General features: G+C 64.4%; 13 protein-coding genes. 4 read left to right on the plus strand and 9 right to left on the minus strand.

Translation table 11 applies throughout. The features are described from left to right. The first annotated feature begins 46 nt into the window (after nt 1-46). Nucleotides 47-2,692 (plus strand): DNA mismatch repair protein MutS, encoded by a 2,646-nt coding sequence (mutS, locus tag QF092_RS13525; RefSeq protein ID WP_281464508.1) that lies wholly within the window; start codon nt 47-49, stop codon nt 2,690-2,692. On the opposite strand, the gene QF092_RS13530 is transcribed toward mutS, so the two are convergent. The 3 genes from QF092_RS13530 to QF092_RS13540 form a co-directional block, all read right to left on the minus strand. Continuing rightward, complete coding sequence (locus QF092_RS13530; protein WP_281464510.1) at nt 2,689-3,465, minus strand: 3'(2'),5'-bisphosphate nucleotidase CysQ; 777 nt, start codon at nt 3,463-3,465, stop codon at nt 2,689-2,691. The genes mutS and QF092_RS13530 overlap by 4 nt on opposite strands. Next, the gene (locus QF092_RS13535; protein WP_281464512.1) at nt 3,452-4,795 is read right to left on the minus strand and encodes a TldD/PmbA family protein; all 1,344 of its coding nucleotides are present in this window, start codon (nt 4,793-4,795) and stop codon (nt 3,452-3,454) included. The genes QF092_RS13530 and QF092_RS13535 overlap by 14 nt, the downstream gene beginning before the upstream one ends. Nucleotides 4,796-4,913: 118 nt before the next feature. Next, nucleotides 4,914-6,635, minus strand: a complete 1,722-nt coding sequence (locus QF092_RS13540; protein ID WP_281464514.1) for a DUF2125 domain-containing protein — start codon at nt 6,633-6,635, stop codon at nt 4,914-4,916. 19 nt (nt 6,636-6,654) lie between these two features. On the opposite strand from QF092_RS13540, the gene QF092_RS13545 reads away from it, so the two are divergent. Together QF092_RS13545 and QF092_RS13550 are read left to right on the plus strand one after the other, a co-directional pair. Further along, complete coding sequence (locus QF092_RS13545; protein ID WP_281464516.1) at nt 6,655-7,500, plus strand: Rossmann-fold NAD(P)-binding domain-containing protein; 846 nt, start codon at nt 6,655-6,657, stop codon at nt 7,498-7,500. A gap of 34 nt (nt 7,501-7,534) precedes the next feature. After that, on the plus strand, nt 7,535-8,140 hold the full coding sequence (locus QF092_RS13550) for an enoyl-CoA hydratase/isomerase family protein (RefSeq protein WP_281469989.1): 606 nt from the start codon (nt 7,535-7,537) through the stop codon (nt 8,138-8,140). Nucleotides 8,141-8,146: 6 nt separating this feature from the next. Here QF092_RS13550 and QF092_RS13555 read toward each other — a convergent pair whose 3' ends face one another. Further along, on the minus strand, nt 8,147-8,431 hold the full coding sequence (locus QF092_RS13555) for an HNH endonuclease family protein (RefSeq protein WP_281464518.1): 285 nt from the start codon (nt 8,429-8,431) through the stop codon (nt 8,147-8,149). A 35-nt stretch (nt 8,432-8,466) separates the two neighbouring features. Between QF092_RS13555 and QF092_RS13560 the strand changes: the two genes are divergently transcribed. Then, nucleotides 8,467-9,624: a TIGR03862 family flavoprotein gene (locus QF092_RS13560; protein WP_281464519.1), complete on the plus strand. Its 1,158-nt coding sequence runs from the start codon at nt 8,467-8,469 to the stop codon at nt 9,622-9,624. 190 nt (nt 9,625-9,814) lie between these two features. Here QF092_RS13560 and QF092_RS13565 read toward each other — a convergent pair whose 3' ends face one another. The 5 genes from QF092_RS13565 to QF092_RS13585 all read right to left on the minus strand — a co-directional run bounded on the left by QF092_RS13565 (nt 9,815) and on the right by QF092_RS13585 (nt 15,269). Further along, nucleotides 9,815-11,260 (minus strand): gamma-aminobutyraldehyde dehydrogenase, encoded by a 1,446-nt coding sequence (locus tag QF092_RS13565; RefSeq protein WP_281464521.1) that lies wholly within the window; start codon nt 11,258-11,260, stop codon nt 9,815-9,817. A gap of 16 nt (nt 11,261-11,276) precedes the next feature. Further along, nucleotides 11,277-12,083, minus strand: coding sequence for an ABC transporter permease (locus QF092_RS13570; protein ID WP_281464523.1), 807 nt, complete (start codon nt 12,081-12,083; stop codon nt 11,277-11,279). Further along, nucleotides 12,073-13,017 (minus strand): ABC transporter permease, encoded by a 945-nt coding sequence (locus QF092_RS13575; protein ID WP_281464525.1) that lies wholly within the window; start codon nt 13,015-13,017, stop codon nt 12,073-12,075. Before QF092_RS13575 ends, QF092_RS13570 begins: the two co-directional genes overlap by 11 nt. Then, nucleotides 13,014-14,021 (minus strand): ABC transporter ATP-binding protein, encoded by a 1,008-nt coding sequence (locus QF092_RS13580; protein WP_281464527.1) that lies wholly within the window; start codon nt 14,019-14,021, stop codon nt 13,014-13,016. The genes QF092_RS13575 and QF092_RS13580 overlap by 4 nt, the downstream gene beginning before the upstream one ends. Before the next feature lie 84 nt (nt 14,022-14,105). Further along, nucleotides 14,106-15,269, minus strand: a complete 1,164-nt coding sequence (locus tag QF092_RS13585) for an ABC transporter substrate-binding protein (protein ID WP_281464529.1) — start codon at nt 15,267-15,269, stop codon at nt 14,106-14,108. Nucleotides 15,270-16,039: the final 770 nt, after the last annotated feature.

Consider the following 16,039-nt stretch of genomic DNA (forward strand, 5'->3'; position numbering starts at 1 on the left):
GCGGGCCCCGGCGCTTTTGTAGGGTTTCCCCGGAACAGGGGGACCGATGAGCGACGACAGCGTAACGCCCATGATGGCGCAATATCTGGAGATCAAGGCGCAGAACCCCGGGGCCTTGCTGTTCTACCGGATGGGCGATTTCTACGAGATGTTCTTCGAGGATGCCGTCGCGGCGGCAGAGGCGCTGGATATCGCGCTGACGAAGCGGGGGTTCCATCTGGGTGAGCCCATTGCAATGTGCGGGGTGCCCGTGCATGCCGCCGAGGGCTATTTGCTGACACTGATCCGCAAGGGCTTTCGCGTGGCGATTGCCGAGCAGTTGGAAGACCCGGCCGAGGCGAAGAAGCGCGGGTCAAAGGCGGTGGTGCGGCGCGATGTGGTGCGGTTGGTCACGCCCGGCACCCTGACCGAGGACGCGTTACTGGAGGCGCGGCGGCACAACTTCCTGTGCGCCTTTGCCGAAGTGCGGGACGAGGCGGCTTTGGCCTGGGCCGATATTTCCACGGGCGAGTTGCGGGTGATGCCCTGTGCGCCCGCGCGGCTGGGGCCGGAACTGGCGCGGCTGGCCCCGCGCGAGGTGCTGATTTCCGAGGCGCGAGAGGCGGATTGGGCCGGAATAGTGACGGAATCGGGCGCGTCGCTGACGCGGCTGGCGCGGGGGTCTTTCGACTCTGTTTCCGCCGAAAAGCGGCTGTGTGCGCTGTTTGATGTGGGGACGCTGGAAGGGTTCGGGCGGTTTGATCGGGCGGAACTGTCAGCGATGGGGGCGCTGGTTGATTATCTGGACCTGACGCAGCGGGGGAAACTGCCCCTGCTGCGGCCCCCGGTGAAAGAGGCGGCGGGGGGCGCGATGCAGATCGACGCGGCGACCCGGCGCAATCTGGAACTGACGCAGGCCTTGAGTGGCGGTCGGGATGGGTCGCTGCTGGCGGCGGTGGATCGGACGGTGACGGCACCGGGGGCGCGGCTGTTGGAGCGGCGGATTTCATCGCCGTCGCGGGACCTTTCGGTGATCCATGCGCGGTCGGAATCGGTGCGGTTTCTGCTGGAACAGAGCCTTTTGCGCGGGGAATTGCGTGATGCGCTGCGGCGGGTGCCGGATATGGACCGCGCACTGTCGCGGCTGGCGCTGGATCGGGGGGGGCCGCGGGATCTGGCGGCGATCCGGGCGGGGCTGACGCAGGCGGTTTCGGTGGCGGCGCGGCTGGAGGGGGCACCTTCGCTGCTGGAGGATGCCGCGCGGGCGCTGGTGGGGCATGAGGCGCTGGTCGATCTGCTGGATCAGGCGCTGGTGGCGGAGCCGCCCTTGCTGGCGCGGGATGGGGGGTTCATCGCGCCGGGATATGATGAGGAGCTGGATCAGGCGCGGCGCTTGCGGGATGAGGGGCGCGGGGTGATCGCCACGATGCAGGCGGAATTCATTGCAGCGACCGGCATCCAGAGCCTGAAGATCAAGCACAACAATGTGCTGGGCTATTTCATCGAGACGACATCGACCCATGCCGAGAAGATGATGAACCCGCCCTTGTCAGAGACTTTCATCCACCGGCAGACGACGGCGGGGCAGGTGCGGTTTACCACCGTTGCATTGTCCGAGATGGAGACGCGCATCCTGAATGCGGGGAACCATGCGCTTGAGATCGAGAAGCGGCATTTCGAGGCGCTGCGGGCGGCGGTTCTGGCGGCAAGCGGCCCGGTGGGGGCGGCAGCGCGGGCCTTGGCTGAGGTGGATCTGGCGGCAGCTTGGGCGGACCTTGCGGCGGATGAAGGGTGGTGCGAGCCGCTGGTGGATGAAAGCCGCGCCTTTGTGGTGGAGGGCGGGCGGCATCCGGTGGTGGAACGGGCGCTGCGGCGGCAGGGGGCGGGGCCGTTTGTTGCCAATGACTGCGCTTTGACCGAAGGGGAAACGCCTGCCATATGGCTGCTGACCGGGCCGAACATGGCGGGTAAGTCCACGTTTTTGCGGCAGAATGCGCTGATTGCGCTGCTGGCGCAGGCAGGGAGTTTTGTGCCTGCGCGCCGCGCGCATATCGGGGTTGTCAGCCAACTGTTCAGCCGCGTGGGGGCGGCGGATGATCTGGCGCGGGGGCGATCCACCTTCATGGTGGAGATGGTGGAGACGGCGGCCATCCTGAATCAGGCAGATGACCGGGCGCTGGTGATTCTGGATGAGATCGGGCGGGGCACGGCCACCTATGACGGGCTGTCGATTGCCTGGGCCACGATGGAGCATCTGCACGGGGTGAACCGCTGCCGGGCCCTTTTTGCCACGCATTACCATGAGATGACGGCCTTGGCGGGCAAGTTGGAGGGCGTGGAGAACGCCACGGTGCGGGTGAAGGAATGGGAGGGCGAGGTCATCTTCCTGCATGAGGTGCGGAAGGGGGCGGCGGATCGGTCCTATGGCGTGCAAGTGGCGCGGTTGGCGGGGTTGCCTGCGGCGGTGGTGGACCGGGCCAAGGTGGTTCTGGAAGCTTTGGAATCGGGCGAGCGGCAGGGGGGGGCAAGGCCGAAGGCCTTGATCGACGATCTGCCCTTGTTCAGCGTGGCCCCGGCAGCACCGCCCGCGCCGCGTGTGGTGGCGAAGGAGTCTGTCGTTGAGACGCGGCTGAAAGAGGCGTTGCCGGACGAGATGACGCCGATGGAGGCGCTACGGCTGGTCTATGAGTTGAAGGACTTGCTGAAGCCTTAGGCGAGGCGCGCGCGGAGCGCGGCATGCAGGCCGGGTGCGGCGGCGATCAGGCCATCCGAGCGGGGTGTGGGGCGGTTAAAGCGCAGGGGTTCCCCGTGCCTGTCGGTTACGGTGGCACCTGCGCGGGCGGCGATCAGGCTGCCTGCGGCGATGTCCCATTCCCAGCCTTGGCGGAAGGAGAGCATCCCGTCAAAGCGGCCTTGGCCGACGAGGGCAAGGCGATAGGCGACAGACGTGCGGAAACTGCGTTTCACATCCGGCACGCCGCCGGGCCAGAATTCGGGTTTCAGGTTCACGGCGGGGGTGAGGAGGGTTGCGCCCTCGATGGTGGTCTGGGTGCTGGCTTGGATGGGCTGGCCATTCAACGTCGCGGGGCCGTCTAGGGTGGCGGCGAAGAGGCGATCAAGCGCGGGGAGGTAGACGACACCCGCCGTCACCACCCCGCCTTTGGCCACGGCGAGGGCGTGGCTGAAGCTGTCTTCGCCTTCGATGAAGGCGCGGGTGCCGTCGATCGGATCAAGGATAAAGACATCGCGGGCGGCAAGGCGGGCGGGATCGTCGGGGGTTTCTTCGGACAACCAGCCGTAATCGGGGCGGGCGGCGCGCAGATGGTGATGCAGCGCCTCGTTCACGGCATGGTCGGCCTCTGTCACCGGGCTTTCATCGCCCTTTTGCCAGACCTTGGGATTCCGCTTCCAATAGCGAAGCGCGATGGGGCCCGCGATGCGGGCGGCCTGCACCAGAAGGGAAAGGTCGTCCTCAGGCCCCGGCAAGCGTCAGACCGTCGATCAGGCAGGAGGGGACGCGCGTGGAAAGATGCGCGCGGGCGTCATTGGCGGGGATCAGTCGCAGCAGCATGTCGCGCAGGTTGCCCGCGATGGTGCATTCGTTGACGGGATGAGAGATCACGCCGTTCTGCACCCAGAAGCCAGCCGCGCCGCGGGAATAATCGCCCGTGGTGGGGTTGATGGTGGAGCCGATCATCGAGGTGACCAGAAGGCCCGTCCCCATGTCGCGGATCAGGTCGTCGCGCGAGCGGGTGCCGGGGGTCAGGTCGATGTTCGAGGTGCTTGGCGAGGGGGGAGCCGAGGTGCCACGCGCGGCGTTGGCCGTGCTGGGCAGGCCGAGCTTGCGCCCCGTCGCGAGGTCGAGCGTCCAGCCGGTGAGGATGCCGTTCTCCACGATGGCGCGGCGGCGGGTCGGCAGGCCTTCGCCATCAAAGGGGCGGGATGCGCCGATGCGGGGGCGGTGCGGGTCTTCGATCACGGACAGGCCTGCGGGGAGGACTTGCTGCCCCAGCGCGTCGCGCAGCCAGCTTGCGCCGCGCGCGATGGCCGCGCCGTTCACGGCAGAAAGGAGGTGGCCGATCAGGGAGGAGGCGATGCGTTCGTCAAACAGGACGGGATAGGTGCCGGTGACGGGTTTCACTGCGCCCGCGCGGGATAGGGCGCGGTCGGCGGCGAGGGTGCCGATGCCTGCGGCATCAGGCAGGTCGGATTGGTATGTGCGGGATTCCCCGGCCCAGTCGCGTTCCATCCCCGTGCCTTCGCCGGTGAAGGCCACGGCCGAAAGGCTGCGCGAGGTGCGGGAATAGCCGCCGGAAAAGCCATTTGACGCGGCAAGGTGCATGGCGCGGGCGGAATAGCCTGCCGATGCCTCGACCTGCGTGATGCCTTTGGCGGCGAGGGCAGCGGATTCGACTGCGCGGCAATCGGATTCCAGCGTGGCGGCATCGGGTTCTGGGGCGGGATCAGCAAGGTCGAGCGCGGCGAGGTCCCATTCGCGGGCGATGGCGTCGGGGTCGGCCAGACCGGCATAGGGGTCATTCGGAGCCTCGCGCGCCATGGCGACGGCGCGTTCGGCAAGGGCCGCGATGGTGCGGTCGGATATGTCCGAGGAGGACACGCAGGCCTGTTTGCCGCCGAAAAGGACACGGAGGCCAATTTCCGTGCCCTCGGCCCGTTCGGCCTGTTCCAGCGCCCCACGGCGAACGTCGATGGTGGTGGAGGTGCCGTGGATGGCCAACGCATCCGCCGCCTCGGCCCCGGCCTTGCGGGCGGCGTCAAGAAGGCGGGCGGTGAGGTCGGGAAGCGATGCGGTCATGGCCTGTCCTTTGGCGGGAATGCCTTGCAGGTAGTCCGGCAGGGGCGGCTGTGCAAGCGGGGACGGCACAGCGAAAGGCCCCCGCCAAGGGGCGGGGGCCTGCGCCGTGGTCAAGGCGTTATTGCAACTGCTGGCCGTTGGCGAAGAAGCCGCCATCCTTGAATTCAAGGACCGAGGTCAGTTCGTCTTCGCCCGTGGCATTGGCGAACATCGACAGCATCATGCGGAAACCCATCGCCTGATCCTGCGGCAGAAGGCCCATGGCAACCAGCTTGTCCATCAGGGTGTTGCCACCCACGAGTTTCAGGTCGATCTGACCTGTTGGCGCTGGCATGCCGCCAAAGCTGACCAGATCGGTGTTGTCGAAGGTCAGCGCCCCGGTGCCGGTGAGTTCGGCCCCTGCGATCTTGGCGCGCAGTTCGGTGATGTCGAGGGAATTCAATTCGCCGGGAGGAGCGTCGCCCAGCGTCGCCATCGCCGCCTCGTCCATCAGGCTGGTGGTCAGCGTGGCGGTTCCCTTGGTGTCGATCACCAGCGTGGCCGGATCGCGCGGAAGCTGCTGGGTCGGGTCGATGATGGCCCAAATCTCTTCCGAAATGCTGAGATCGGCGATCCGGGTGAGGAAGGCGAAATCGGCAGGCGCGCCAGACGGCCCGACCGGCATGAGGAAGCTGAAAGCCGCCTCGCCGTAGTTCAGGTTGACCTGTGGGAAGGGGATGGTGGGGGCGGACATCGTCATCGCCACGCCCTTTGTACCTGCGGAATAGGACAGGCGCGAAGCATCCATGGCAAAGCCGAGGCTGCTGCTTTCGCCCGTCAGGTTGACCTTGGTCAGGCCGGTGGGATCGGTCACCTCCATGTCATAGGTGGTGGCGCCTGCGTTGACCGTGCCTTCGGTGGCAAAACCTGCTTGAAGCGCGGCGGCCATGTCGGCCATGGCCTCGGCCGAAAGCAGCGTGCCATTGGTGGTGCCGGTGATATTGGCCACGTTCATGGTCAGCTTCACGGTGGAAGGGCCAGCGCCTTCGCCCTCAGCGGGGCTGGGATCAAGATCGGTGCCGTTGACCGTAAGGGTCAGGCTGTCGGCGGCAAAGCTGCTGGTGAGGTCGGAGGTTTCGCCTTCACCCGCCGAGAAAAGGTATGAGCCGGTAACGTTGGTCAGCACCGCCTCGGCCGTGGTGTCGATCGCCTCGGCGGCGACGCCTTCGATGCTGCCAAGGGCCACGGTCAGGGTGGGGGCGGTGAAATCATAAGTGGTTTCCGCCGCATCCCCGGACGCGATGATCGTAAGGTCAGGCTGCGTCACATCAATGGTGACAGTGGTGGGTTCGCCATCCGCCTCATCCGCTGGCGGATCGAAGGTGAGTGAGATCGGATAGTTTTCCGACATGGTCACGGCGACGGTGCCATCGCCCTGATCGGTGAAGACCATCTCTTCGATGCTGCCTTCGCCGGTTACGCCTTCTTGTGCGATGCCAAGGGTCAGGCCGGTGACAACAAGCGCATCGCCATCGCGGGCAACGCTTTCGGTGGTGACGGTCTGGCCATTGCCTTGGATCAGGGCAAGCCAGTTTTCCCAAACCTGTTCGGGGGTCACGTCGGCCATAGCCGGCGCGGCAAGGATCATAACCAAGGCGGTGCTGCCTGCCAGCTTGCGGATGCGCATAATCAACCTCGTATCGATGCGAAAAATCTCTTGGCGCGGAGCATCCACCCCGGTGATGGCCGGGTCAAGGGTTTCCAACGCCGCGACGGCATGGCTTATGTCGGTGGCAGAATTGTGAAGGCGGAGGGTATATGCGACGGTTTCGACCGCTTTTGGTGCCTGCGAGGCAGGCATTACCTTCAAGGCAAGTGGAATGCATATGCGACTGATGGTTATTGGCGGGACGCGATATTCGGGTCGTACGCTTCTGGAACTTTGCGCCGAGAATTCAGCCTTTTCCGAGGTGTGTGTGGTCAGTCGTCGCGCCGTGGAAATGAAAGGCGTCACCTCGGTCGTGCTTGACCGTAAGGATGAGAACGCCCTTCGGCAGGCCATATTGGCCTTTGCGCCGGACGTCTTGGTCGACATGATCTGCTATGATGGTGCTGATGCCGCAGCCATGGGGCGGATGGACGGCGAGGGGTCGCTTCGTTGTGTTCAGCACTATGTGGTCATTTCGACATTCTTCCTAAATCAGCACGATGTATCAGCTTTCGGCATATCTGCTGGTTCGGACGCAGCTGAAATTGCACGGATCGCCGATGGCTACACACGTCGCAAGGCACAGATGGAATGGCAGCTTGCCCATTCATCACTGCATGAGCGTTCGACGACCCTGCGCTTGCCTTTCATCTTTTCAAGAGACGACTACACTGATCGGTTCCAGACCTTCTGCCGGTTGGCCAGAACCAGGCCGGTCGAGAGTTTCGGACAGGAGCCTAGGTTTTCGATGATCGAGAAGACCGATACTGCAAAAGCGATCATGGCCTTGGCCAGCCAGCCGCCACGAGGGCTTTGCGCTGCGTGCAATCCCGGAAGTGTTTCGGCCAGAGATCTTGCAAAGCTCATCGTGGAAGAGGGGAGTGTTGTTTCACAGACTGGTGAGATGGCAGAGGTACCCTATTCTGTGATGAAGAATTTGGAGTTGGCATGTGCGGAGGGAGTCTCGCTGCGATCTTTGCGCGCCGCAGTGATTGAAGAGGCACGCAATGTCCGGTGACACAAAAGCCCCAGAGCCATTTTCGCAACTGGCGATGATCCGGGCCGAAGATCGCGGCGGCGCGCGGGTCATCACGCTGGACCGGGCCGGAAAGGCGAATGCGCTGACAAGGGATATGCTGGCGGCGCTGGACGCTGCGGTGGCGCAGGCGGCGGCGGAGGGCGTGGCCGTGCTGATCCTGACCGGGGCGGGAAAGGTGTTTTCCGCCGGGGCAGACCTTGAAGGCATGGCGCAAGGCTTGGGCCATGCCCCGGAATGGGAGGTGCTGTCGGCGCGGATCGCGGCCTTTCCGGGGCTGACATTGGCCGCGCTGAACGGAACGTTGGCGGGGGGTGCCTTTGGCATGGTGCTGGCCTGCGACCTGCGTGTGGCGGTGCCGGGGGCCGAATTCTTTTATCCAGTGATGAAGCGGGGCTATCTGCCGCAACCTTCCGATCCGCGGCGTCTGGCGGCGCTGGTGGGGCCAGCAAGGGCCAAGCAGATCATCCTTGCGGGCCGCCGCATCGGCGCGACCGAGGCGCGGGATTGGGGTCTGGTCGATCTGGTGGCAGAGGATGCCGTTGAAGCTGCGCTGGGTCTTGCCGCCGATGCGCTGGGCGCGGAAGGGGTGCATGTACGCCGGATGAAGGCGATGTTCTAACGGGTATCAGCGCCGCCTTTTCGGCACAGGGGACAGGAATTCGGGCGGCCGCTTGGCGATCCAAGTCAGGAAACCTTCCATCCGTGGATCGGCGCGGATCGCCTCGGGCGTGTTGAACTGGCGGGCGAGTTCGGATTCGGTGAATCGGGCGTGGATTTCCTTGTGGCAGATGTGATGGACAAGCACCGTCGGCCCCCCCTTGCCCCCTTTCAGTTTCGGGATCAGGTGGTGCAGGCTTTGCGGCACGTCCTCTGGGATGGGGCGCAGACAGAGGGGGCAGATCGGGTCCATATGCGGATGATGGCGCGGAAGGTGCTGGGGGCAAGATGGATGCGCTGGTGATCGGGGCAGGGCCTGCGGGCCTGATGGCGGCAGAGGAACTGGCCCATGCCGGCCGGCGGGTGGTGATCTGCGAGGCCAAGCCCTCGGCAGGGCGCAAGTTCCTGATGGCCGGGAAATCGGGGTTGAACGTCACGAAGGATGAGGGGGAGGCCGATTTCCTTGCGGCCTATGGCGGGGGCTGGCTTTCGCCGGTCTTGCAGGAGTTCGGGCCGCAGGAGGTGATGGCTTGGTGCCGCGCGCTGGGGCAGGAGGTGTTCACCGGCACGTCAGGGCGGGTGTTTCCGGTGGCGATGAAAGGGTCACCCCTGCTGCGGGCTTGGCTCGCGCGGTTGGGCGCGGCGGGGGTGGCGCTGCGGCTGCGCTGGCGCTGGACGGGGTTTCAGGGGGACGGTTGGCGGTTCGACACGCCCGATGGGGTGCAGGTGCTGCATCCCCGCGTGGTGGTGCTGGCGCTGGGCGGGGCAAGCTGGCCAAGGCTGGGGTCAGATGCGGCATGGGTGCCTTGGTTGCAGGAAAAGGGGGTGGAGGTTGCGCCGTTCCGGCCTGCGAACATGGGTTTCGTGGTGGATTGGTCCGCGCATATGGCGCGGCATTTCGGCCAGCCGGTAAAAGGCGCGGCGCTGCTGGTGGGCGGCAGGCGGGAGAGAGGGGAATTCGTCGTCTCGGCGCGCGGGATCGAAGGGGGCGGGGTCTATGCCGTCTCGGCTGCGTTGCGCGAAGGGGCGAGGCTGGCGCTGGATTTCCTGCCGGATGTGGCCGAGTCGGAGGTTGCGGCGCGACTGGCGCGGATGAAACCGGGCGAGACGCGGGCCAATCGGCTGCGCAAGCTGGGGCTGTCGCCGGTGGCGGCGGCGCTGGTCATGGAATTTGGGCGCGACATGCCCATCGAGGCGGCGGCAAAGCGGCTGCCCCTGGCCTTGGCGGGCCCGCGACCGATTGCCGAGGCCATCTCAAGCGCCGGGGGCATCACGCAGGCTGCACTGACCGAAGGGCTGGAACTTAAGGCGCTGCCGGGGGTCTTTGCCTGCGGCGAGATGCTGGATTGGGAGGCCCCGACGGGTGGTTATCTGCTGACCGGCTGCTGGGCGACAGGGCGCTGGGCCGGGCGGGCGGCGGCTTTGGTGGGAAGCCAAGAAAGATGAGTATTTGGGCCAAGATGAAGGGGTTGGGTCTTCATCTTGGCAAAATTACTCTCAGGGGGTGAATTGGCACGCCGCAGGCGGGACAAGAGGGGGCGGAACGCCCCTTGAACGCGGAGCCGGACGCGCGGCACGCGCGGGAGGCGACAGGAAAGGCTTGCGCGACCCGCTTGCGGGCCGCGCGCAATGCTGTTCAGCCGTGCTTGATCATCACATGACGGACGACGGTGTAGTCTTCCAGCGCATAGGCCGACATGTCCTTGCCATAGCCAGATTGCTTCAACCCGCCATGGGGCATTTCATTGGTCAGCATGAAATGCGTGTTGATCCAGGTGCAGCCATAGCGCAGGCGGGCCGCTGTCGCCATGGCGCGGCCCACATCCTTGGTCCATACCGAAGAGGCAAGGCCGTAATCGCTGTCATTGGCCCATGCCACGGCCGTGTCCACATCCGAGAAGGGGGTGATGGAGACGACGGGACCAAAGACCTCGCGCCTTACAATCTCATCCTCCTGCTTTGCGCCTGCGATGACGGTGGGGCGGTAGTAATAGCCCTGATCCATCACCTCGCCCCCGGTGGTGATTTCGATATGGTTCACCTCGCGGGCGCGGTTGACGAAGCTGGCCACGCGGTCGCGCTGGCGCAGGGAAATGAGGGGGCCAATTTCGTTGGTGCTGTCATCTTCATTCCCCAGCGCGATGGTGGAGACGGCAGAGGTGAGATCGGCCACCAAACGATCATAGACCTTTTTGCCCGCATAGATGCGGCAGGCTGCGGTGCAGTCTTGGCCTGCGTTGTAATAGCCGAAGGCGCGCAGGCCATCGACGACCTCGGCCACGTCGGCATCGTCAAAGACGATGACCGGGGCTTTGCCGCCCAGTTCCAGATGGGTGCGTTTCACCGTCTTGGCGGCGGCGTCGAGCATCTTTTTCCCTGTGGCCACATCACCGGTGAGTGAGATCATGTCCACTTGCGGGTGGTTGATCAGGTAGTTGCCGACCGTCTGGCCGCGGCCGGCCACGATATTGACCACGCCTTCGGGCAGTTCTTCGGCCAGTATCCGCGCCATCTTGAGCGCGGTGAGCGGTGTTTGTTCCGACGGTTTGAACACCACGGTATTTCCCCCACCGATGGCGGGGCCGAGTTTCCATGCCATCATCATCAGCGGATAGTTCCACGGCGCGATGGAGGCGATGACGCCGATGGCGTCGCGCCGGATCATGGAGGTGTGGCCTGCAAGGTATTCGCCCGCCACTGCGCCATGTTGGCAGCGCACGGCACCGGCGAAGAAGCGGTAGCAATCGACGATGGCAGGGATTTCGTCGTTGCGCGCGGCGTTGATGGGTTTGCCGCAATTCAGGGCCTCAAGCGCGGCGAAGGAATCCGCCTCGGCCTCGACCCGGTCTGCGATGCGCAGAAGGGCGGCCGCGCGTTCGGCGGGGGTGGTGCGGGACCATGTGTCGAACGCCTTGCGCGCGGCGGCGACGGCGCGGTCGACTTGGGTGGTCGATGCCTCTGGCACCTCAAGGATCAGGCCGCCGGTGCGGGGGTTGAGGATCTGTTCCTTGGCTTCTTGCCCGGCCTCGAAGGAGGAGCCGATCAGAAGCTGGGTGTCGATGGTCATGAGTGCGCTGTCCATGTGGACCTCCCTTTGGTCATTTGCCCGAACCGGCGGTGTCAGACCCGCCGCGGGTGAGGTAATAGGCGATGAGGATGGGGACGAAGGTGGCGAGGAAGACGACGATGGCGACGACGTTCGTCACGGGACGTTGCCGGGGGCGGACCAGTTCCTGAAGCATCCAGATGGGCAGGGTGCTTTGCTGGCCTGCGGTGAAGGTGGTGACGATCACCTCGTCAAAGGACAGCGCGAAGGCGAGCATGCCGCCTGCAAGCAGGGCCGTGCCGAGGTTCGGCAGCAGGACATAGCGGAAGGTCTGAAAGCTGTTGGCACCGAGGTCGGCCGAGGCCTCCAAGATACCGCCGGACAGGCGGCGGAAGCGGGCGACGGCGTTGTTATAGACGATCACGATGCAGAAGGTCGCGTGGCCGAGGATGATGGTCCATGTCGAAAAGGGGATGTCCATGATCGAGAAGGCCGACCGCAGCGACATGCCGGTGATGACGCCGGGCAGCGCGATGGGCAGGATGATGAGAAGGCTGATCTGTTCGCGTCCGAAAAAGGACGTGCGGGCCATGGCGGCAGAGACGAGGGTACCGAGGATCATGGCAAGGAAGGTCGCGATGGTGGCGACCCAGAGCGACAGGTAAAGGGGCGGCCAGATATCGGCACGGTTCCATGCCACGCCGAACCATTGGGTGGTCAGGCCGGGGGGCGGGAATTGATAGGATTTGTCCTCGGTTGTGAAGGCATAGAGGAAGATCAGCAGGATCGGCAAATGCAGGAACAGTAGCCCGCCGATGGCTGCGATCTTCAGGCCGAGGGAGGCGCGGTCAGAGTGCATCGAAGGCCCCCTTCCGCTTTGCGATCATCAGGTAGATCAGCATGATCACGATCGGGACCACGGCGAAGGCGGCGGCGAGAGGGATGTTCCCGGCGGTGCCCTGCAACTGATAGACCGCCAGCCCGATGAAGCGGGCCGAGGTGCCGACGATCTGCGGGATGATGTAGTCCCCCATGGTCAGCGAGAAGGTGAAGATCGACCCTGCGATCACCCCCGGCATGGCAAGCGGCAGGATCACGCTGCGGAAGGTTTGCGCCCGTGACGCGCCAAGGTCGGCGGATGCCTCAAGCATCGAATTGGGCACGCGTTCCAGTGACGCCTGCATGGGCAGGATCATATAGGGCAGCCAGACATAGACGAAGACGATGAAGGTGCCCAATGGGCTGGTGGAGAGACTGTTTCCGCCAATGGCGGGTATGGCGAGGATGGCGTTCAGGATCATCGACAGGCCCACGCCTTCGGCGGCCCAGGTGATGATGCCTTCCTTGGCAAGGATCAGTTTCCACGCATAGACCTTGACGAGGTAGGACGACCAGAGGGGCAGCATCACGCCAAGGTAGAAGACGGCCTTCCATTTGCCGCGCGCGAAGCGGGCGGCGTAATAGGCGATGGGGAAGGCGATCACCGCGCAGCCGATGGTGACGGCGGCAGACATCACAAGCGTGCGGATGATGATATCAAGGTTCTGGGCGCGGAAGAGTTCGGCATAGGTCTTGAGGGTGAATTCCTCTTTCACAACGCCGGAGAATTCGTCGATCGAATAGAAGGATTGCAGCAAGAGCGCCGCGAGAGAGCCGAGGTAGACCGCGCCAAGCCAAAGCAGAGGCGGGGTAAGCAGGACCACCAGCAAGAGGCGTGGGCGACGCCAGAAAAGCGCGGTCAGCCTGTCGGCAAGCCCGCGTTCGGGCAGGATGGCGGGGGTGGGGGAGGTCATCCCTCGCCCTCCATCACATGCAGCGCGGTGGGGTCGAAGGCGAGGCCGACGGTGGCGCCGGGGTCTGGCACAGGCTGGCCTGCGGGCAGAAGGGCCGCGACTTCGGTGCCGTTCAACGCGATGGACAGGCGCGAGCCCGACCCAAGATAGCGGATGCCGGTGACGGTGCCAGACAGCGCCACGCCATCGGCGGCGGTCACGCGGAGCATTTCGGGGCGGAGGGAGGCCCATTTCAATGGGCCGCCGAAGGCGCGCGTCACTTCGGGCGGCAGGACGTTGGAAGAGCCGACGAAATCGGCCACAAAACGGGTGCGGGGGCGGGCATAGACCTCGGCCGGGGTGCCGATCTGGGCGATGCGGCCTTCGTTGAAGACGGCAAGACTGTCGGCCATCGACAGCGCCTCGCCCTGATCATGGGTGACGAAGACGAAGGTGATGCCAAGGCGGGCTTGCAGGGCCTTGAGTTCATCCTGCATCGCCTCGCGCAGTTTCAGGTCGAGCGCACCGAGGGGTTCGTCGAGCAGCAGGACCTTGGGTTCGTTCACCAGCGCGCGGGCAAGGGCGACGCGCTGACGCTGACCGCCGGACAGTTGGGCGGGCTTGCGGTCGCCATAGCCTTCAAGTTTGACCAGCGCGAGCATCTCTTCGGCGCGACTGTCGCGGGTGCGGCGGTCCACGCCTTTGACCATCAGGCCATAGCCCACGTTGTCGCGCACATTCATATGGGGGAACAGCGCGTAATCCTGAAAGACGGTGTTCACGTTGCGCCGATTCGGGGGGATGTCGCCCACGTCTTGCCCGAAGATGCGGATCGTGCCGCCTGTGGGTTTTTCAAACCCCGAGATCAGACGCAGGCAGGTGGTCTTGCCCGATCCCGAAGGGCCGAGCATGGCGAAGAAAGACCCTTCCGCGATGGTCAGATCGACATCGTCCACCGCCTTTACCGGGGCGGAGGCGGGGCCGAAATGGCGGGAAACGCGGAGGAATTCGACAGCGGCGGTCATGAAGGGGCAGGCCTCGACAGGCAAAACAGGACGGGAGGGTGCGCGCGGGAACGCGCACCCTGTTTGGGTCGGAAAGGGGGCCGGTCAGCGGCCGCCGATCACGCCGATATAGTCAGACACCCAGCGGTAATAGGGCACACAGGTATCTTCGCCCTGCGAGCAGTCGGCGACCGGGGTGGTCCAGAAGCGGATCTTTTCAAAATCGTCCAGACCGTTGGCGGTGCAGCCTTCTGCCGTCTGCATGCCGCGCCCATCGGTGCAGGCGGCGGGAACCGACGGGTTCGCGCCGAACCAGACCGAGAGGTCGGATTGCAGGTTCGAGGCAAGCTGATGTTCGAACCACATATAGGCGCAGTTCGGATGTTCGCTGTCGGCATGCAGCATGGTGGTATCGGCCCAGCCAGTGGCACCTTCCTGCGGGATGACAGAGGCGACAGGCGCGCCACCGGCCTTGAGCAGGTTCACTTGGAATGGCCATGACCCGGAGGCGACCACGCCCTCATTCTTGAAATCGTCGATCTGGATGAAGGCGTCATGCCAGTAGCGGCTGACCAGTTCACGCTGCCCGCGTAGCAGATCCAGCGCGGCCTTGTATTGATCTTCGTTCAGTTCATAGGGCGAGGTGATGCCAAGTTCCGGCTTGTGGAACATCAGGTATTGCGCGGCATCGGCAACGTGGATTGGTCCGTCATAGGCCTGCACGCGGCCCTTGTTCGATTGGCCATCCGACAGGGTCATTTCTTCAAAGACGACGTTCCAGCTGGTCGGCGGTTCCTTGAACACCTCGGTGTTGTACATCAGGACGTTCGGCCCCCACATGTACGGCACGCCATAATGCTTGCCGTCCACGGTGTGCCAAGGCGCGTCCTGAAGGCGGGGGTCGATGGTGGACCAAGACGGAATCAGGTCCTTGTTGATTTCCTGCACACGTCCACCCGCGATCAGGCGGAGCGAGGCGTCGCCCGAGGCGGTGACAAGGTCAAAACCGCCTTCGTTCATCAGGGCAACCATCTCGTCCGAGGTGTTCGCCGTCTTCACGCTGACTTTGCAGCCAGAGGATTCTTCGAATTTCGTGACCCAGTCGAAGGCCGGGTCGGTTTCGCCGCGTTCGATATAGCCCGCCCATGCAACGATGGAGAGTTCGCCTTCGCCGGGGCCGATTTCGGTCATTTGGGCAAGGGCGGGGCTAAGGCCGGTGATCAGGGCGAGGGCTGTGGTGGCGGCAAGCTTCAGGCTGCGTGTGGTCATGCTGGTTGATCTCCCGTTGGATGGCGCGCAGGCGCGCGCATGCCGGTTTTCCGGTCATGGAGCATAAGCGTAGGCAGGGCGCAGCGTTTCGCAATATCAAAACGCTGATGGGTGCATTCGGTTTTTCCGATGGCTGAGCGAGGGCGGCAGGGGTGCGGTTGTGAAAACCAGCTTGGTTTGTCCATTTTGGGGTCTGTTGGTCCGTTCGGGCAGGATAAGCATGTTCACTGATCCCTAAGTCATTGAATTTATGTCTGGGCGGTTACCCTCCCTCTTCCTGCGATCCTCCCTCCTGCGGATCGACGGAAGAGGATGGTCCCGGTCGAGAAGAGCAGAGAGAAACGCAGCCCCCAGAGGCCGACGGTTAGCGAAATGACGTTTGACGCTCGCACCCTTTGAACCCAGCGGATTGAGCGTCGGGAGTATCGGGAGACATTTCCCATGATCAGACAGCCTGAAAGAAGCGCTTCGCTGCCACTTTCCCTCTATCTCGCGGACCACGCAGCGGCGATCCCCAACGCTGCGGATCACCTTGGCGGGCCAGCGCTCGCCAAACGGGTCCGGTTGGTCATCAATGATGCCCGCCTTGGGCCAGAGCCCCCAAGGCGGTTGATCGCCGCCATTGAACGGCTTTGCACGGAGGTGGACGAGCGGTCGAAAACCCCCGCCAGGGCTTGCCGCAACACTTGGCAGGCCTCCGTTGAACAGGACTTCGCTGTTCGGGCGGATAGGGCAAACTTGATCCGGTAAGCGCAACGAATGAAACGCAC

The sequence above is a fragment of the Fuscovulum ytuae genome (assembly GCF_029953595.1).
In the GTDB taxonomy this organism is placed as follows: Bacteria; Pseudomonadota; Alphaproteobacteria; order Rhodobacterales; family Rhodobacteraceae; genus Paragemmobacter; species Paragemmobacter ytuae.